This window comes from Allolucifera butyrica (assembly GCF_900476375.1).
GTDB lineage: Bacteria > Bacillota > Negativicutes > Sporomusales > UPPP01 > Lucifera > Lucifera butyrica.
In genome coordinates this window covers 80,998-99,304 of sequence record NZ_UPPP01000060.1, presented here as the reverse complement: position 1 = coordinate 99,304, position 18,307 = coordinate 80,998, and the positions used below count along the sequence as shown (strand labels likewise).

General features: G+C 48.9%; 14 protein-coding genes. 7 read left to right on the top strand and 7 right to left on the bottom strand.

Annotated features, from left to right (window positions below; genetic code table 11):
* Positions 1-27 precede the first annotated feature (27 nt).
* The gene (locus LUCIF_RS05795; RefSeq protein ID WP_122626929.1) at positions 28-1,479 is read right to left on the bottom strand and encodes an IS1182 family transposase; all 1,452 of its coding nucleotides are present in this window, start codon (positions 1,477-1,479) and stop codon (positions 28-30) included.
* A gap of 163 nt (positions 1,480-1,642) precedes the next feature.
* On the opposite strand from LUCIF_RS05795, the gene LUCIF_RS05790 reads away from it, so the two are divergent.
* Together LUCIF_RS05790 and LUCIF_RS05785 are read left to right on the top strand one after the other, a co-directional pair.
* Positions 1,643-2,722 (top strand): SpoIIE family protein phosphatase, encoded by a 1,080-nt coding sequence (locus tag LUCIF_RS05790; RefSeq protein WP_165865903.1) that lies wholly within the window; start codon positions 1,643-1,645, stop codon positions 2,720-2,722.
* 181 nt (positions 2,723-2,903) lie between these two features.
* Entirely contained in the window at positions 2,904-3,941 is a 1,038-nt protein-coding gene (locus LUCIF_RS05785) for a GGDEF domain-containing protein (protein WP_122626927.1), read from the top strand.
* Positions 3,942-4,030: 89 nt separating this feature from the next.
* Here the strand turns inward: LUCIF_RS05785 and LUCIF_RS05780 are convergent, their stop codons facing one another.
* Positions 4,031-6,163, bottom strand: a complete 2,133-nt coding sequence (locus LUCIF_RS05780; RefSeq protein WP_122626926.1) for a cell division FtsA domain-containing protein — start codon at positions 6,161-6,163, stop codon at positions 4,031-4,033.
* A gap of 316 nt (positions 6,164-6,479) precedes the next feature.
* Here LUCIF_RS05780 and LUCIF_RS05775 point away from each other — a divergent pair, with 316 nt between their 5' ends.
* The 4 genes from LUCIF_RS05775 to LUCIF_RS05760 are packed head-to-tail and all read left to right on the top strand — an operon-like array spanning position 6,480 to position 9,883.
* Positions 6,480-7,319, top strand: coding sequence for a DegV family protein (locus LUCIF_RS05775; RefSeq protein ID WP_122626925.1), 840 nt, complete (start codon positions 6,480-6,482; stop codon positions 7,317-7,319).
* 16 nt (positions 7,320-7,335) lie between these two features.
* Complete coding sequence (locus LUCIF_RS05770; RefSeq protein ID WP_122626924.1) at positions 7,336-8,940, top strand: DAK2 domain-containing protein; 1,605 nt, start codon at positions 7,336-7,338, stop codon at positions 8,938-8,940.
* A 13-nt stretch (positions 8,941-8,953) separates the two neighbouring features.
* Positions 8,954-9,280, top strand: coding sequence for a LysO family transporter (locus tag LUCIF_RS05765; RefSeq protein ID WP_122626923.1), 327 nt, complete (start codon positions 8,954-8,956; stop codon positions 9,278-9,280).
* Between the two features lie 6 nt (positions 9,281-9,286).
* Entirely contained in the window at positions 9,287-9,883 is a 597-nt protein-coding gene (locus tag LUCIF_RS05760; RefSeq protein ID WP_122626922.1) for a LysO family transporter, read from the top strand.
* 52 nt (positions 9,884-9,935) lie between these two features.
* On the opposite strand, the gene LUCIF_RS05755 is transcribed toward LUCIF_RS05760, so the two are convergent.
* Complete coding sequence (locus LUCIF_RS05755) at positions 9,936-10,808, bottom strand: SDR family oxidoreductase (protein WP_122626921.1); 873 nt, start codon at positions 10,806-10,808, stop codon at positions 9,936-9,938.
* Positions 10,809-10,933: 125 nt separating this feature from the next.
* On the opposite strand from LUCIF_RS05755, the gene LUCIF_RS05750 reads away from it, so the two are divergent.
* Entirely contained in the window at positions 10,934-11,803 is an 870-nt protein-coding gene (locus LUCIF_RS05750) for a DUF1848 family protein (protein ID WP_122626938.1), read from the top strand.
* On the opposite strand, the gene LUCIF_RS05745 is transcribed toward LUCIF_RS05750, so the two are convergent.
* The 4 genes from LUCIF_RS05745 to LUCIF_RS05730 all read right to left on the bottom strand — a co-directional run bounded on the left by LUCIF_RS05745 (position 11,776) and on the right by LUCIF_RS05730 (position 18,212).
* Positions 11,776-13,203, bottom strand: a complete 1,428-nt coding sequence (locus tag LUCIF_RS05745; protein ID WP_207857063.1) for a hemolysin family protein — start codon at positions 13,201-13,203, stop codon at positions 11,776-11,778. The genes LUCIF_RS05750 and LUCIF_RS05745 overlap by 28 nt on opposite strands.
* 108 nt (positions 13,204-13,311) lie before the next feature.
* On the bottom strand, positions 13,312-16,452 hold the full coding sequence (locus LUCIF_RS05740; protein WP_122626919.1) for an efflux RND transporter permease subunit: 3,141 nt from the start codon (positions 16,450-16,452) through the stop codon (positions 13,312-13,314).
* Positions 16,452-17,723 carry an efflux RND transporter periplasmic adaptor subunit gene (locus LUCIF_RS05735; protein ID WP_122626918.1) on the bottom strand — a complete coding sequence of 424 codons (1,272 nt, stop codon included), beginning with the start codon at positions 17,721-17,723 and terminating at the stop codon, positions 16,452-16,454. The genes LUCIF_RS05740 and LUCIF_RS05735 overlap by 1 nt, the downstream gene beginning before the upstream one ends.
* Before the next feature lie 6 nt (positions 17,724-17,729).
* Complete coding sequence (locus tag LUCIF_RS05730) at positions 17,730-18,212, bottom strand: MarR family winged helix-turn-helix transcriptional regulator (protein ID WP_122626917.1); 483 nt, start codon at positions 18,210-18,212, stop codon at positions 17,730-17,732.
* Between the last annotated feature and the right edge of the window lie 95 nt (positions 18,213-18,307).

Below are 18,307 nucleotides of genomic sequence, written 5' to 3'. Positions count from 1 at the left end.
TCTGGAAAAACCTTTATAACTTGTCTCTTATTTTATCAGTTTCAATATTCTCTTTATATTAACAGTAAATATCGCCATCGCCCCTTGTAACTCCATGCCAACAAGACCCGAAGATGACGCTACGTCATACCCGTGCCTGTGTTTGAGTTCACTGTTTTTAGCCTCAATCTTGTAGCGCTCTTTCGCCTTTTCCTTGAAGTACTCGCTTTCCTGGAACGCCATTTGTTCGGTGTGCTCACCAGATTTAATTTTCATCGAATAAGTTTTGTTTTTTGCTCCCTCTTTGTAGCACCCTTCTTTGAAAGGGCAGCGCTTACAAAGCTCAATATCGAAATAGTACGTATCAGATTGGTTTTTCCCAATGCCTTTTTTCCCTTGCCTTGCTTTCCGGATTGCCATGTGGCCGGCTTTACACACATACATACCTGCATCCTTATTGAATTGGAATTCGTCTTCTTTTTTTCGGTTCCCTTGCGTAATGAGGGGATGGAGCTTAGCAATAAGCTCTATATTATTGTCCTTGGTATATGTTATATTATCTTTTTCAGAGTAAGCCGTATCCCCTATGACCGTTTTGACTTCCACACCAACTGCCTTGCTTTTTTCAATCAGTTCCTGTAGTTGCTTGCCGTCGTTCTTTTCGCCCGTCGTGACGACGGCTGCCGTAATAATCCGTTCCTCGGTCATGGCAAGATGCGTTTTATATCCAAAAAATGAGGAATCTGCGCTCTTGTGGCCGACTTTTGCATCCTGGTCCTCCGAGATTCGCAACGGATCAAGGTCATCTGTTACCGTTTCTTTGAGTAGATTGAGAGGTTCTTTTATTTTCGGAAGCTCGCAAACGCCGCCTTCTGCTTCAATCACATCGATGAGTTTTTGGCAATAGGCAATTTCGTCTTCGATTACACCGCTGGTGTTTTTCGTCGGGAACTTCGCTTTCAAAGATTCATCGACCTTGTAGACGGCTTTTCTCAGTTTTCGGGAGCGGTCCTGCAAGATTTCTATGGGGGATTTCTGATTATAACGGGCTTTTGTATGGGTTGCATCAACAATGATTGATTTACTTTTGATAATACCCTTTTCAATTGCGATTTCAACGGTTTTGTTTATGAGCATATCGAGCAAATTTAGATCCTTTAACCGCAGCTTCCGGAACTTTGTTAAGGAACTTGGATCAATCACCGGTTCTTCCGGCGCCATGTGAAGAAAATACTTAAACGACATATCATATTTGGATCGCTCGACGATGTCCACGTCAGACAGTTCGAAGATCGTTTTGAGCAGCAAATATTTAAACATCCGAATCGGGTCAATCGCATTTCTGCCATTATCCAGACAATAGCGCTCTTTCAATTCCTCATACACAAAGGAGAAATCAACAAGTTCGCTGATTTGTCGCAGCATATTATCCTTGGGAATAATCAAGTTATAGAGCTCTATATAGGGACTTAAAACCATGGCTTGTTGTTGTTGTATCATTTGACTCACCTGCTCCCTTTGATACCTTAATTATACAGGAAAAAAGGTACAGCCTCTTCAGTTTTATTGAGAGACTATACCTTTTTTAGCATCATAGGGACTTTTTCAGTGGCCTCGTTTTGACACGGAAGGGTTTTGAATTTTAGAACAGGTGGTAATGAACGTGAAAGTGGGTAATATGCAGACGGTGACTGCAGCAGAGATTTTTGCAACATTTTGTGAACATTGCAATCGTTTTGAACTGCTGGATATGATTAATGATCCGCTTCTGCTGACAGAAGCGGCTACCGGCCGGGTTTTATTTATGAATGAAAAGGCCCGCAGCCTATATGGATATACGAAAACGGAACCGGAACAACTTTTTATTGGTCAAATATATTGCGAAGCCGAACTGATGATCGGCCGGATGATGAAAGAAACCATCAAGGCGGCGGAGGAAGGTCATATATATACTGCTTATCACCAAAAAAAAGACGGTTCGGTATTTAAAGTGCAGGTCAATTCAAAGTGTTTAAAGTTCCATGGAACGGAAGTTTTGGCCTCTTTGATCCGTAATATTACGGATGATTTAAGAATCCGGGAAGAGGTCATGATGGCCGGCAAAATTCAGAAACGGTTATTGCCGCTGGATTTTGTCAATGACCGGCTTGCCATGCGGACTATTTATGAGCCTTATTACCATGTAAGCGGGGATTTATATGACTATAGCTGGGATGAGGAACGGCAATGTTTTTCCGGTTATCTGGCAGATGTGACGGGACATGGACTGGCTACTGCCCTGCAGACTGCCGCTTTGAAGGCATTATTCCGGCAAGCCTGGGGAAAACGGCGGAATTTGACCGACCGTCTTCAGTGGCTGAACCGGGAGATGATGCCTTACTTTACAGAAGAATGTTTTGCCGCCGCCATTTTGTTTGAAGTTGACTGCCGGCGAAATCAGCTCATTTATACTTCCGCGGGCATTAATTTTTTTCTGGTCCGGTCCGGGAAAACAACCCGGGTAGTGCGCGTGCCGGGGCCATTCCTTGGTATTCTGGACGAGGTGGATTTTGAGCAGCACAGTCATGCTTATGAGCCCGGAGACCTTATCTGTTTTTTAAGTGACGGCTTATTTGAACTACTGCCGCGTAAAGACGATATGATTGAGCCGGCGGGGCAGGACCTTTTCTCCCGGCTCGAGAAATTAATCCGCTCTCCGGACTGCCGTGATGATGCCACGGCTATTTTGTTGGCAATGAAATAATACAGAGGATTAAGGCAGGATTTAAATATTTTTTCAATAATATATACATTGTGTATATATTATTATAGAATGTAGATGGACAGAGAGGGACTACGGATAGAAAACAAGTGTAAACTTGTTTAAAATGGGGCCTGTGACGGATTTTCCGCTTTAAGATGTAAGTTAGGCAGGGATGTGAAGGATGAAACGGGAAAACCAAACATCAATTCGTTATGGGAGCAGTTTGGATACCATTCAGTTTCTAACCGGTCGTATCGGTTTAATCTTTGCCCTATTTGTTGTTGCCAATGCCATGGTTGAGGGGACGCCGGCCATGGTGCCGGTAATAGTAACTGCCGGCCTTTATCTGGTTTTCAACGGACTGCTTTATCGGTATGCAGCCGTACCGAACGCGGCCGAATTGTTGGTCAATCTAATTTTATGTGCTTATATGACTTATTGGGGAGCCGTATACAGTAATATTCTATATTATCTATTGCTGGGCCGCATGGTACTGCGGGTGGGGCAGAAAAGAGCCGGCGAGATGGTGTTGCTGACAGGACTGACTTTTGTTGCAGCCTCTGCACTAGGACGGGAATTGCCCTTTGCCGCCATCGGGATGAATGTGCTGTTTCATTTGTTAAGCATGAGTTTGCTTGCGTTTATGGCGTTAAAGATTCGGTTGATTATGCTGCAAAAAATGAATGCCGACAAAGAGAAAGCTGAGCTGATACAGGAAAAGGACCGGAATCAGTTAATGGCCTTGACCGATGGGTTAACCGGTCTTTATAACTATCGGGCTTACCGGGAAAAGGTAGATGCGCTCCCGCAATGTGTTTTGCTGGTCGTGGATATTGATCATTTCAAACGGCTAAATGATACGTATGGACATTTGTGTGGCGATAAGATACTGGTTATATTAGGCAACATTATTAAGAACAGTTTACGAAAAGGAGATTTGGCTTTCCGGTACGGCGGGGAGGAATTTGTCATTGTTTTGCCGGCGGCAACGGCCCAGCTTGGGTATAAAGTGGCTGAACGGCTACGGGCGCGGGTGGCGGAAACCAAATTTATTCAGGGGACGACCTATGTTCCTTTCACAATTAGCATTGGCATGGCGTTGAAAGGTCCGGGGATGGAAACACAGTTGGCATTTGAGCAGGCGGACAAAGCGTTGTACCGGGCCAAACGAATGGGACGGAACAATGTACAGTATTTTGACAATGTAGCCAACGGGTAAGACCTAAAAAGACCAAAGCAGCTCATATCGGCAATGATATGAGCTGCTTTTCCGCTCCATGAGCCCTGTGCTACGGGCCGAAAGATTTCTCATGGAGTGACGATGAGATCAATTTTATCGCCTTCGTGGACTAAAGTGGTGTATTCCGTGGTCCGCCCGTTTAACAAAATATCCACTTTGGTTCCCGGCCGCAGGCTTTGTACATTGAAATTTCCGGCCAAAAGCACTTCGCTGACGATGGGCGGCGGCGATTCTACGCAAGAGTACTCAATGATACTGCCGTCAAGAACCGTTTTATCAAGCCGGGCCGGGTTACCGTCCAAAGTGATGCTATATTGTTTGAGCGGTAATAAACACGGCTCTCCGTTGAAGAAAACGGTTATAGACTGGCAGACCGTAGCGGGCAGTTCAAGGATATCGGCAAGGGTGGGTAGAACCGGCGGCACAATGTCGATGTTGTCTTGCGATTGTACCGGAACCTGCAAAGAAACCGGTGAACCATTGAGCAGATAGTGTGGAGGCAATTCCAAGGTGTGTTCAACCTGATTCAAAACGTAGGTAAGACGTTCGTTACCGGACGGTATGGCGGCTGCGGCCAGAACCTCTTCCAGGCTGGAAGGCTGGAAGGCAACTACGTGATCCCTGTCCTGAAGCAGCGTATCCGGCGAAGCCGGATTGCTGTTAATAGTAAGAGACGCTTCCAGTGTATGGGACTTACCGCTGATGCGGATGGTGAGCGGTGGTGAGGCTGGAATCATTTCGCTTGCTGTGGGGTGGGGGGGCTCTCCGTCAATACCTTTTATAATAGTAATGACATCTTGTTCTTGCAGCGGAGTATCCAGTTGCGCCTTGTTGCCGTTTACTTCAATGCATCCCGGTTGACCAAGGCTGCCGGGAATAAATCTAGTTTGTCCGTTGACCGTTATAGTCAGGCCCAGTCCGGGACGGCCCTGTAAACTGCGCACATTCAGGCCGGTGGCTAAAAGAGCGTCGGCTACGGTCAAACGGCCTAAGTTAAACAAACGGACCGGTTCTTCGTTAAGAGTAACGTGAATAAAATTAAGGGTGTGACTGCCGGATAGTTTTAAGATTCCCAGCGGTGTTACGGCATCCGGCGTAGACAATTCCGCAGGCACTTCGGTCAGTCCGTTGATTTTTTCCGGCCGGCGGATGGCTACTCTTGCCAAGGGAATATCCAGCGCCTGGGCCAGGGCATCCGGCAAAAGGGGGGTTAGTGAACCGCCACCGACTAAAAGGACGGCCTGGGGCGGGCAGGAATTAAGCTCCAGAATTTGAATGGCAATAGCCTGGGCCAGTTCCGCCACCTGAGGAGCTATCGTTTCCACAATTTCCGAACCGGCCAGTTTATGGGTCATACCCAGTACATCGGTGAAACAGACTTTTTTACTTTTACCGTTTAATTTCCTTTTTACGATTTCCGCCACATTAAAATCCAGCAGATATTTTTGCGACAAGGCTTCGGTAATTTCATCCCCGGCGCAGGGAACCATGCCATAGCCGATTACGGAGCCGTCGCGAGTGATGGCAACGTCGGAAGTGCCTGCTCCTACATCGACCAGGGCCAGGTTCAAATGGCGCATAGTTTCCGGAATGAGCACGTTAATGGCGGCAATCGGCTCCAATGTCAGGGTGGCTATTTCAAGCCCAACCGTTTGAATCGCCGCTTGCAGGGAGTCAATGACCTGGCGGGGCAGGAAGGTGGCAATTAATTCGATACTGGCACATTTTCCCCGCTGACCGACCAGGGTTTTTAAGCTGGTGCCATCCAGGATATAGCCGATTACGCTATAGCCGACGCAATAGTAAGCGCCGGGATCGGCGACGGCGTTGGATGTGGCCAGATTTTGCTGGGCGCTTTGAATTGCCGCCAGCTCCAAGGCATGCTCATCTTGGAGTGAAAGGGTCCCACGGTTGTATGTTTCCAGTTCGGCGTTAGCCCGGACCGTACATAGCGCCCGGCCGGCAGCCGCCACAGATACCTGTTTCAGCGGTCCGTAGGCAGATTCCAGACGGTTTTTTACGTTTTCCAGTACACCGGCCACTTCCGGAACGTCATGAATTTGACCGTCCAGCATAGCCCGGGTGTGATGTTCCTGCCTTTCCCAGCCAAGGAGTTGAATCAAGCCGGCGGATTGTTCGCCTACCAGGCCCACTACACTCCGGGTGCCAATGTCCAATGCAAATAACAGTTTTTTTTCCATGTCATACTCCTGAGCGTCAAATATTCCGAACAAATGACAATATTTTAATTTATTCGCGTCCTACGTACTATTTCCCTTTTCGCTGCCGCCGTGTTTGAATAATTAAAAAAATTTATTGGCGGCAGGAAAAGGTATGAAAGTCCAGACCTGGCTTTGTCCGGAATGCGGTATCCATGGAGCAGAGGCGGAAATTGAAGCCCGGGATGTTCTAAGTGAAGCCGGCTAGGCCGCCGACTTGGCATTAGCCAAGTCTTATTTTTTTAGCAGTTTTTTGGTAAAATTATAATAAAGGAATCTTTCGAGGAAGGAGCTTACGGTGGGGAACATTCAGATTATTTTGGACAGTACGGCCCATGTTTCGTCTGCGATGCTTAAACAGCATGATAATTTACATGTAGTGCCGTTAAAAGTGATGCTGGGGCAGCAACAATGGCTGGAGGATGCAATTGACAATACCGAGTTATTTCATTTAAAGGCGGCTACTGGGTTCTATCCCAAAACGTCCCAGCCCGCGCCGGGTGAGTTTGCGGCGGCTTTTGCCCCATTGGCGGCGCGGGGGGATGATATCATTGTAATAACGTTAGCCGGTGCCTTAAGCGGAACGGTGCAAAGTGCCCGTATGGGCGTGCAGTTGGCCGGGAAAAATAATATTCATGTGGTGGATTCCGGGACCACGGCGGCCGGTATGGTTCATATGGCGGAATTTGCTTTGCAGCAAGCGGCGGCCGGAATTCCGGCCGGCAGCATTGTTGCTTATTTGGAACGTATGGCCGGCGCTACCCATACCTTGTTTATTCCCGATACGCTGGAATACTTGCATAAGGGCGGCCGGATCGGCGGCGCGGCGGCTTTAGTCGGTACTATTTTACAAATTAAGCCCATATTATATTTAGTAAAGGGACGGGTAGCGGTGCTGGATAAAGTGCGGACCCGCCCAAAAGCAGTGCAGCGTATGGTGGAAGAAGTCAAGCAATACAGGAATCTGGCTTACATAGCCATTGTACATATTGAAAGGGCATCGGAGGCCGAAGGACTGGCAACCCAGATGGAAAACCTGTTTCCGGGTGTCCCCCTTTCGCTTGGCAATATCGGAGCCGTGCTGGGGGCCCACTTGGGACCGGGAATCATCGGTATTGTTTTTCAGGAAGTTATTTAAATAAGGGGGCAGAACAGTGCGGCACAAGGAAGAAATAATTTCCGGCAGGGATTTTCAGCGCATGATCGCAGCCGCTTACCGCGCTTTTATGCGAGAGCACGAACAGATAAACCGTCTTAATGTTTTTCCGGTGCCGGACGGAGACACGGGCACCAATATGTTAATGACTTTGGCTGCCGTAGCCAAGGTAGCCGCCGAAGCACCGGAAGGAACGGGAATCGGCGCTTTGAGCAAGTTGGCAGCCGATAGCGCCATCATGGGGGCAAGAGGCAATTCCGGGGTAATTTTATCTCAGATTTTTCGTGGTATTGCCCGGGGGTTAGCCGGAAAAGAGGAGGCCGTTTCCGCCGAGATCGGCAAGGCCTTCGAATATGGAGTGTTGTATGCCTACCGGGCCGTGGCCCGTCCGGTCGAAGGGACGATTCTTACGGTTGCCAAGGGGATTGCCAAAGGGGCCCAGCGGGCCATGCGGGAAAGGCGTCCTTTTGCTGATATCCTATCGGAAGCTGTCCGGGCCGGTAAAAAGGAACTGGCCCGGACACCGGAACTGCTGCCCGTATTAAAAACAGCCGGGGTAGTTGATGCCGGAGGACAGGGATTGATAGTTTTTTTACAGGGTTGTCTGGATGGACTACAGGGAACGTACAGCGGTCCGGAAGCGGGATTTGATAAAAGCCTGACTCTTGCCGGGCATGCGGGAGAAGTGACGATTGTTCATCCCTATTGTACCGAATTTATTATAAAAAATTGTTCGGTGACGTGTGCGGAAGTAAAAAAACAGCTTGTTTCACTGGGCGAGTCCTTGGTGTTGGCGGAAGGTGACGGATTATTAAAGATCCATATTCACACGGCTCACCCTGGGAAAGTTCTGGAGTGGGCCGTAGCCTGGGGTACGCTCCATGATATTAAAATAGACAATATGGCGGATCAGCATCGCAGTGCAGGAACTCCGGTCCGGGAAAAGACCGGACTGGCCGTGATCAGTGTTGTTTCCGGGGAAGGCTTGACCCGCATTATGCAGGAGATGGGTGCCGATGTTGTGCTGTCCGGTGGTCAGACCATGAATCCGCCGGTGGAGGATTTTGTCAGTGCTGTCCATAAAGGACATGCAGAGCAGTACATTATACTGCCGAATAACCGGAATATTGTATTGGCGGCCAATCAGGCCCGGAAACTGCTGGGGGACCGGGTGGCTGTGGTGCCAACCAGTAGTGTGCCGCAGGGATTGGCGGCGCTCCTGGTATATGATCCCAATACAGCTTTAGCCGAGAATGTACGCAAGATGTCCGAAAGGACTGCGGCAGTACGCAGCGCCAGTATCACAATTGCTGTGCGGGATAGTGTGGTCAATGGGCATCCGGTGGCGGCCGGTACCTATATCGGCATGGATGATAACCGAATTGTGGCCGACGCGGCTGATCTTGAGTCCGTTCTACTGCAGACCGTGAAAGCGATGGTAAGGATTGAGAGTGAAATTGTCAGCTTGTATTATGGTGATAAACTAAAGGAAGCGGAAGCGGCCCGTTTGGCGCAAAAACTGGCGGAGGAAGTGCCGGATCTTGCCATAGAGACTTATTACGGCGGACAGCCGTTGTATCAGTTTGTGATTAGTGTTGAGTGAAAGGTTGGAGGGCATGAGTTTAATTTTTGTCAGTCTGGTTGCCGGCATAGCTATGGGAGCCAGCGGGAAAATACCGGCGGCCTGGTTTCATTACAGCAATAAAATGACAACCATAATGTTATTCATTATGCTATTGGCGTTGGGAGCGCAAATCGGCATTGACCGGGAGTTGGCCGCAAAGCTGACTCTCTTGGGAGGAAGAGCCTTATTGATTGCTGCGTTGAGTGTTGCAGGCAGCATCGGGGCGTTGTGGGCTGTGGCCCGGAAATGGAACTTAGCGGGATCCGGTCACGGTCAGGACCGTAATTCCTGCCGGCAGATACAAGCGAATAAGGAGTGACAGGGCATGGTAATCTATATTCTATTGACGGTTCTGGCGGGAATTGGAACGGGACGGTTCTTTTTACCGCCCGGATGGGTTCATTATCTGGACCGGATAGTGACTTGCGCTCTGGTGCTGATGATTTTTGGGGTCGGTCTGGATATCGGACGGAATCGGGATTCGCTTAAAAAGATCAAACAACTTGGCTGGAAAGTGCTTCTTATGCCGTTGTCAGTAGCCGTAGGCAGTTTGACCGGCGCCGCAGCGGCCAAGTTTATATTGTCTATGCCGCTAAAAGAGGTACTGGCCGTTAGTGCCGGTTTTGGCTGGTACAGCTTATCGGGGGTGCTGATTGCCCGGCTTTATAGCGTGGAGTTAGGAACAACCGCTTTTCTGTCAAATGTTTTCCGGGAATTAATCGCTTTTATACTGATTCCCGTATTGGCCGGCTATGTAGGCAAGATAACGGCCGTAGCGCCGGGCGGGGCGACGACGATGGACTCCACGCTGCCCCTTATTTCCAAGGTCACCGATACGCAAACAGCCTTGCTGGCTTTTATGAGCGGCCTGACTTTGACGGCCCTTGTGCCCCTGCTGGTGCCTTTCTTTTTATCGTGGTAAAACTACGCAGTGTTTTTTTTATAGGAAAACCGCATTAAGCGGTTTTTCCTTATCAACTGTCTACAATGGTTCCGCCGTTGACGTGCAGGATTTGACCCGACATATAGGAAGAATCCTCGGCGGCCAAAAAGACATAACAGGGGGCGACTTCGCAGGGTTGTCCGGCCCGTTTCATCGGTGTATTCTGACCAAATTGGGTTACATGCTGCGGCGAAAAGGAAGCCGGAATCAACGGGGTCCAGATGGGGCCGGGGGCAACGCCGTTGACCCGGATACCCCGGCCGACGAGTGATTGGGATAGAGACCGGGTGAAGGTGACGATCGCTCCCTTGGTGGCGGAATAATCAATTAACTGGTCATGGCCTTCATAGGCCGTAACGGATGTGGTATTGATGATGCTACTGCCATTTTTCAGATGAGGTAAGGCCGCTTTAACAAAATAAAAAAAAGAAAAAAGATTGGTGCGGAAAGTTCGTTCCAACTGGGCGGCAGGGATGGACTCGATGCTGGCCTGGACATGCTGTTCGGCAGCATTGTTTACCAGGATATCCAGCTTATTGAATTCCTGTATGGTTTTATTCACTGCTTCCTGGCAAAAGGGTTCCTGCCCGATGTCTCCTGCCAGGGTTAGGCACTTTCGCCCCGCCTGTTCGATCATAGCTTTGGTTTCAGCCGCATCGCCGTGTTCATTCAGGTATACAATGGCGATATCGGCTCCTTCCTTGGCGAAGGAAATCGCTACGGCCCGGCCGATGCCGCTGTCACCGCCGGTGATCAGGGCAACTTTGTTTTGGAGTTTGCCGCTTCCCTGGTAGGTATTCCTGACGGCCACCGGGCGGGGATTCATCCGGGATTCGATACCGGGCTGCTGGTCCTGGTGCTGTGGGGGGAAATTATTCGTTGGGATCGAAGAATTATTTGGCATAGGGTTACCCTCCTTTGTTCCAGATATCATAATTTATGGGAAGGAGCCTGCTTAAAAAGATGCAGATACTAGGCGCGGCGAGCATTCATGCGCTTTTTAAGCAGGTTCGGGAAAGGGGAGATGGCATGGCTGAGAGGATGAAGCCGGTTATTTCCGCATCAAGACGAACCGATCTGCCGGGCTGTCATTATGCCTGGCTTCAAAACGTCCTGACTAAGGGGGCAGTGTCGGTGCGTAATCCCGTTTACAAGAATACGGTATCGACCATTGATGTCAGGCCCCAAGCGATCCATAGTCTGGTGTTATGGAGCAAAAATTTTGCACCCGTAGCGGAAAATCCGGGGCAACTGGAAAATTACAATCTTTATTTCCAATACACTATTAATCACTATGCCGCCCGCCTTGAACCGGGAGTTCCGCCTTACGGCCAAACTCTTAAAACATTGGACCGCTTGCTGCGGCGTTACCGGCCGGAGCAATTTACGATCCGGTTTGACCCGGTTATTTTCTCGCCGGCCGGGGAAATTTCAGCGGGGCCGGGAGAGCCGGCTGCTGTCCGGTTACAGATCTTTGAGGAGTTATGCCGGGATTTAATTACGCTGGGGATGAATGGCTGCCGGTTGACCACTTCTTATATTGCGTTGTATGGTCATGTACGGAGACGTTTGACGCAAAACGGCGTTGAGATTGCTACGCCCGGGGACCGGGAAGTGATCGCTTTCTTCCGGCGCATGGCTGAAATAGCTGCTCGATATAATCTGCCCCTTTATTCCTGCGCCAGCCTCCTCCTGGAACAAATTCCGCAAATTCAGAAAGGGCATTGTATTGACGGCGGGCAATTGACGGCATTATTTGATGGACGGGCTTCCAAGGCCAGAGATACGGGGCAGCGGGAAGCCTGCGGCTGCACCAAAAGCCTTGATATTGGCAGTTATGAACAGCGGTGCGGTCACCAATGCCTTTACTGCTATGGGCAAAAATCGCTCGAGTCCTGAATTCGGGTAACCAGCACCTTGTCGACCCGTACCCGGTCCATATCGACGATTTCAAACCGCAGACCGTTCCATTCAAAATATTCCGCAGCGGTAGGAATACGGCCCAAATACCAAGTCACAAAGCCGCCCAGTGTCTGGTAATGATTGGCCTTTTCCTCCGGCAGCGCGTCGATGGCAAAGGTTTCTTTAAAGTCGTCAGTGGAAAGTAATCCGTCCACCAGCCAGGAATTATCCTCCCGCTGAACGGCTTGGGGATTGTCCGCTTCCTCACTGCGGGAAACATCGCCAAAAATTTCTTCTAAAATTTCCCGCAGGGTTATCATGCCGGCGACACCGCCAAATTCATCAAGCACAATGGCCTCATGAGTGCCGGATTGTTTGAAGAGTTCAAGGACTTTTAATACTTTCATAGATTCGGGAACAAACAAGGCCGGCCGGGCTTGCTGCTCGAGATGAACCGGTTTGTTATGAAAAAAGGCGGTTAATATCTGATTGGTATGGATGATGCCGATAAAATCATCTAGATTTTTTCTGGCGATGGGAAAGCGCGAATAATAGTTTTCCGTCATGACCCGGAAATTTTCTTCCCAGGGGTCTTCCACATCCAACCAGACAATTTGCGTGCGGGGAATCATCAGGGAATGGGCCCGGGCATCACTCAACTGGAAGATCTGTTCGACCATATCCTGCTCGGCTTTTTCAAACATACCCGCTTCGGTGCCTTGTTCGATAAGAATCTTTATCTCTTCTTCCGTTACCGGTTCATTGGCCGCCGGCTGGATGGCCAATAGGCGCAGCACCTGATTGGTAGAATAGGTTAAGAACCGGACAACCGGAGAAGAAAGACGGGAAAAGGTTTGCATGGGGCGGGATAAAACAGCGGCAATCGGTTCCGGATTCGCAAGAGCAAGACGCTTTGGCACAAGTTCGCCCAGCAGGAGTGAAATATAGGTAATCGAAGAAATGACGATCACCAGGCTGAGAATATCAGCATAGGGCTCCAAAAAAGGAAAAACGCGCAACTGCTCCGCAATCAGACGGGAAAAACCGGCGCTGCCAAAGGTTCCCGTCAGTATGCTGATTAAGGTGATTCCGGACTGGATGGTAGAGAGCATCTGCGTAGGGTCCCCGGATAATTCCAACGCCGTTTTCGCTCCCGGGTCTCCGGCTTCGGCCAGCTGTTCCAGACGGGATTTGCGGGAAGAGATAATTGACATTTCCGTCAGGGAAAATAGGCCGTTGGCAAGAATCAGCAAAAATAATATAAAGGCTTGCGTCAGTGGGGAGAGAGCGGTCAAGCAGATACACTTCCTTGAAAAGATGCGGTTTCCGGTATGAGTAGTATGTCCCAACGCCGGACGGATAATTACGCAGCGTTTGATTGCGTAAAGAGTTCTCAAATATCTGTACGGCATAGGGGGCTTGCCAGACCGTCGTCTAAAAGAAAAAGGACGGTTGCTTTTTTACCCGGCGGTAAAAAGGCAACCGTCCATAGAAACGATGTTATATCATGAATTCTGAGATGGCTGATGCAGTCTCGTCTTTAATCGTCTGAGCAAATTTCCTAATCTCCGGGACAAAGGATGATTTTGAAAGTGCAGGAAAATAATTGGGATGGCAATCAGGGTAAAGAAGGTAGAAGAAATTAATCCGCCAATTACTACCCAGGCCATACTGACTCTTGTTTCCGACCCCGCTGTCATAGCCAGTGCGGTTGGCAGCATTCCCACAATCATTGTTAATGAGGTCATAAAAATAGGTTTTAATCTGGTTTTACCTGCTTCAATAATGGCGTCTTCTGCTTTCACGCCCCGGTCCATCAGGGTCAGGGTGTAATCCAGGAGCAAGGTGCCGTTTTTCGCTACCACACCATCCATAACCAGGATTCCAATCAGGGAATACAGATTAATGGTATTGCGGGTAATCGCCAAAAAGGCCAGCGCTCCGATTAAGCCGAAGGGAAGGGAAAACATCCGGATAACAGGAGTGGCAACAGATTCATACAAGGTTGCCAGCAACATATACACAAGTAACAGGGATAATAGTAAGGCCTGGCCCATTTCGCTAAAGGTCTCATTCATATTATCCGCCTGCCCGGTAAAGCGGTAGGTAACATTGGGACCCAGATCCTCGGGCTTGATATTTTTGGCAATATCCTTTAAAACGTCCTGCAGGGGACGGTCGGTTATATTGGCGGCAATATTGATCGATTCCTGTTTATCGACACGCCGCAGCATAACCGGACCAACGTTATCTTTCACCTGAGCCACGTCATCCAATCTTATTAATCCGGTCCCGGACTGCACCGGAATAGAGCGGATATCGGAGGCCTTAAAGCCGTCGCTGCCTTTAAGCCGGACATAAATATCCGTATCCTGGTTATCATTATTGGGATCATTGGCAAAATATCCGGCCAGTGTGCCGGTTATGGCCCCGGAGAATACGTTATTTACTTCATTGACGGTCGTATTATAGAATCTCAGTTTTTCCCGGTCGACAGTCAGGCGCAGTTCCGGCATTCCTTCGCTATAAGAACTGCGGACATCTTTTATGCCGGGAATTTTGGCTAAAATGTCCTGGACCCGGTAAGAGGCCTTAACAATATTTTCCAAGCTGGCGCTCCGGATTTCAATTTGTACAGGTGAAGAATTGGGTCCGCCGCCGCCTGTCCCGGTGCCGCCCGATACACCGGCGACAGAAGACTGCGTCTCACTGACCTGGGCCGAGGCCTGGGGAAAGTTTTTCCGGAGATATTGCCGTACCTGATCGGTAATTTGCCATATACTGCGGCTCCGGTCTTTTTTGTCTACCAGCTGAACGCTGACACTGCCGTAGTTGCCGGCGGGCTGACCGACGCTCGATAAATAGTTCTTTACTTCCGGTATGGTTGTGAGATAATCTTCTATTTTTCTTACTGCCAGATTGGTTTGGTCAATATTTTGCCCTACGGGGAACTGAACAAAGAGGCGAAAACTGCCCTCATCGGTTTTCGGCATATATTCGGCTCCGATGATGCCGGCGGGGACCATTGCTACTGCGCCGATAAACAACAGCGTAACGGTTGCAATAATTTTTTTTGTATTGTTCAGACTCCAGCGCAACAGCTTTTCATATTTCAGGATTGCCGTTTTTTCCAGCCAGGCCATGAAATCCCATATCTTGCCTTTCGGTTCCCCCAGGCCATTTTTATAAAACTTCGACGCCAGCATGGGTGTTAACGTAAACGAAACAAACAGGGAACACAAGGTGGCAAAGACAATGGTAAGACCAAACTGGCGGAAATACTGGCCGGTCATTCCATTCATAAAAGCGATAGGCATAAAGACGACCACATCGCAAAGGGTTATGGCAATGGCAGCCATGCCGATTTCCGTCCGTCCCTCTTCCGCCGCCGTTTTCGCATCTTTGCCCATTGCCAAATGACGGTGAATATTCTCCAGGACAACGATGGAGTCGTCAACCAATATGCCGATGCAGAGGGACATTCCCAAAAGGGACATCATGTTGAAGGTAAAGCCGGCTACATACATAACGAAAAAAGTGGAAATCAAGGATGTAGGGATGGCGATTAAAACGGCGGCTGTAGAGCGCCAGCCCCGCAAAAACAAGTAAAGCACCAAGCCGGTAGTAAACAATCCTTCAATCAATGCTTCTAATGTATTATCCAGCGAGTCTTGCACATATTGGGAAGCGTCGGTAATGACAACAAAATGATAATCCGGATAATCTTTTTGCAAACTGCTAAGTTGCTCTTTGACTGCTTTAGCTGTATCAACAAGGTTAGCGTCGCTGTTCTTATAAATTGTCATCGAGATTACGTCCTGGCCGTTGGTCCGGGCGTAACGGGTGACCCGCTGGTCCTGTTCTTTTACCGTAGCCAGGTTGTTTAAGGGTATGTTTACCCCCTTCGCGTTGGTAACGTGAATTGAGGCAAGTTCTTCCGGCGAAGTATACTGGGCTACCAAACGGACATTCGTTTCTTTTTTGTCATTGAACACCGACCCTGCCGGCGTTAAAACGTTCTCTTGCTCAATCCGGTTAATAATTGAGCTTAGCGAAATGTCATAATACGATAATTTATCCTTGTCAACTTCGACGGCAACTTCCTTATCCCGGCCGCCGTACAATGAAACATCCGATACTCCGCCGGCGCGCTGCAGCCGTTCAACAAATACGTCGTTGGCCAGAGTATATACGTCTGACAAAGGCTTATCGGCAATTACGGAAATTTCCATGATGGGTGAAGCATTGATATCCCGTTTTATGACCGACGGCGTTTGAACCCCTGTTGGCAGCTTGCTGAGTGCGGCATTAACGTACTGAGTCGCATCGACCGCCGAAGTGTTTACGTCAGCCCAGAATTCAAACTCCAAAGTGATCTGGGCTTTTTCGGGCCGGGCAACGGAAGTCATGTGTTTCAAATTAGACAAGGAAGATAATGAATTTTCCAGAGGTTTGATGACATCCTGTTCTACTTGTTCCGTACCCGCTCCGGGATAATTCACCGTTATGGTGACATACGGAATATTGATTGCCGGCAGCAGTTCTACCCCGATACGGTAAAAACTGAACAATCCCAATACGACAAACAGCAGGACAATCATAGAAATACCGATCGGCTTATTAATGGAAAAACGAGTGATATTCACTAATTGTCACCTCGGTCCTTTGGGGTGACAAGGTTTGGAACAACGGTCAATCCCGACCGCAGGCGCGCTAAATTGGTTAAAGCGACTTGCTCGCCCTCTTTGAGACCGCTTAAAATTTCAACATTAGTGTCACCCCGTGCTCCTACCTGTACGGTACGTTGTTCAATAACATGCTGTGTATTAATTACGAATACATAGTTTTGGCCATTCTTCTCCAGTATGGCATCTTTGGGAACTACAATCGTATCCGGACGCAATACGGAATTAATTATGGTCCTGGTAAACATACCGCTTTTAACCGTTTGATCGGGGTTGGACAAAAGAATACGTAATGTATATGTTAAATTCGAGGAATCACTTGCCGGGCTAATGTAGATAATTTGGCCAGGAATTGTTTTTCCCAGCGATTCAATGCCAACAGTTACCTTCATGCCTACGCTTAACGCCGGCAGATCTTGCTCTGAGACCTGGCAATCAACATATATTTTGCTGTTATCATAAATACTTAACAACTTCTGTCCTGCCGAGACCATATCGCCAACTTCGACTTGCCGATAGCCAATAACTCCAGAGCGAGGCGCGCGCAGCACCAAATCGTCGCGCTGTTTGGCGGCGGCCTGGACGCTTTGCTGCGCTTTGTCAGCAGCAGCGCGGGCCGATTCAACTGCAGCAGGGACAGCGCTGGCATTCATTTGATTGGTCAGTGTATCTAAAGCGGCTTTGGCATCGGCCATTGCCTGTTCGCTGGTAGCCAAGTCCTCTTTGGATATACCGCCTACATCATATAAGGATTTATAGCGCTGGTACGTATTCAAAGCGCGTTGATAATCGGCCTTGGCCTTATCATAATTGGCCCCAAAGGAAGCCTGAGTAGTCACGGCATCGGCGGAAGCCTGCTGATAAGCAGCCTGATTTTCCGAAATGGAGATATCGGCGTCTCCCGTATCCTGTACGATTAAAACCTGGCCGGGGGAAACCCGTTGTCCAAGGTTAACGGCTACCTGCACAACTTTTCCCTGATATTTGGCGGCAATATCCACCTGTGCTTCCGGCACGGTTTGGCCGGTCAGGGAAATGCGCTTTATGAGGTCACTGCGGGAAACCGTCATGGCATCGACGGTGGTGGTCTGCATTCTATTGGCGTTTTTCGAAGTACTCAGCGAATGATTCCGTACGGCCTGAGCCGTGATAATTCCTAGGCACAATACTGCCACAATACCGGTAAGTATGAGTATTTTTCTGCTTTTATTCTGCCAAAATTGGCGTTTCATAATCCGCTAGCTCCTCTCTATACAGGACGGTTCATTGTAATCAGGCTGACTAAACCGGAAAGTAACGGCGTTTTGGGCCATACGCTCCAGCAAGTCATAAGCCGATTTTTGTTCGTCGGGAGTAAATCCTTCCATGATGAGGCCGGCCCATTGCCGTAATATAATTTGAATTTTCGGTTCAAGACTCCGGCCTTGTTCCGTTAAAAATACTTTATAGGCCCGCAGGTCATCGGGCGAGGTTTCCCGGCGAACATAGCCGAGCTTTTCTAAACCGGCGAGAGCCCGGGCCGTAGTTGCTTTATCCACGTTCAGATGTTTACTGATTTCATCCTGAGTGGCTCCTTCCCGATGGGATAAGGCCAGGAGAAAAAGAAACTGGCTGCCGCCAAAACCATACTCTGCAAAACAGCGGTCGTAAAAGGAATGCCTCAGCCGGTAAAGGACAGTGATCCATTTGCCGATATAAGGCCCATTTTGATTATTTGCCATAGGCTCACCTTTCTTTAGTCCGGCGTTAGAAAAAAAGTCAGAAAATTGTTGCTTGCGCAACTAATTTCGGACATGTAAGCAATTGTATTTTTCCC

Bases quoted from the DNA above. Each gene is read 5' to 3' on its own strand.
- LUCIF_RS05795 (WP_122626929.1), bottom strand. From the start codon at position 1,479: ATGATACAACAACAACAAGCCATGGTTTTAAGTCCCTATATAGAGCTC.
- LUCIF_RS05785 (WP_122626927.1), top strand. From the start codon at position 2,904: ATGAAACGGGAAAACCAAACATCAATTCGTTATGGGAGCAGTTTGGAT.
- LUCIF_RS05780 (WP_122626926.1), bottom strand. From the start codon at position 6,163: ATGGAAAAAAAACTGTTATTTGCATTGGACATTGGCACCCGGAGTGTA.
- LUCIF_RS05765 (WP_122626923.1), top strand. From the start codon at position 8,954: ATGAGTTTAATTTTTGTCAGTCTGGTTGCCGGCATAGCTATGGGAGCC.
- LUCIF_RS05760 (WP_122626922.1), top strand. From the start codon at position 9,287: ATGGTAATCTATATTCTATTGACGGTTCTGGCGGGAATTGGAACGGGA.
- LUCIF_RS05755 (WP_122626921.1), bottom strand. From the start codon at position 10,808: ATGCCAAATAATTCTTCGATCCCAACGAATAATTTCCCCCCACAGCAC.
- LUCIF_RS05750 (WP_122626938.1), top strand. From the start codon at position 10,934: ATGGCTGAGAGGATGAAGCCGGTTATTTCCGCATCAAGACGAACCGAT.
- LUCIF_RS05735 (WP_122626918.1), bottom strand. From the start codon at position 17,723: ATGAAACGCCAATTTTGGCAGAATAAAAGCAGAAAAATACTCATACTT.
- LUCIF_RS05730 (WP_122626917.1), bottom strand. From the start codon at position 18,212: ATGGCAAATAATCAAAATGGGCCTTATATCGGCAAATGGATCACTGTC.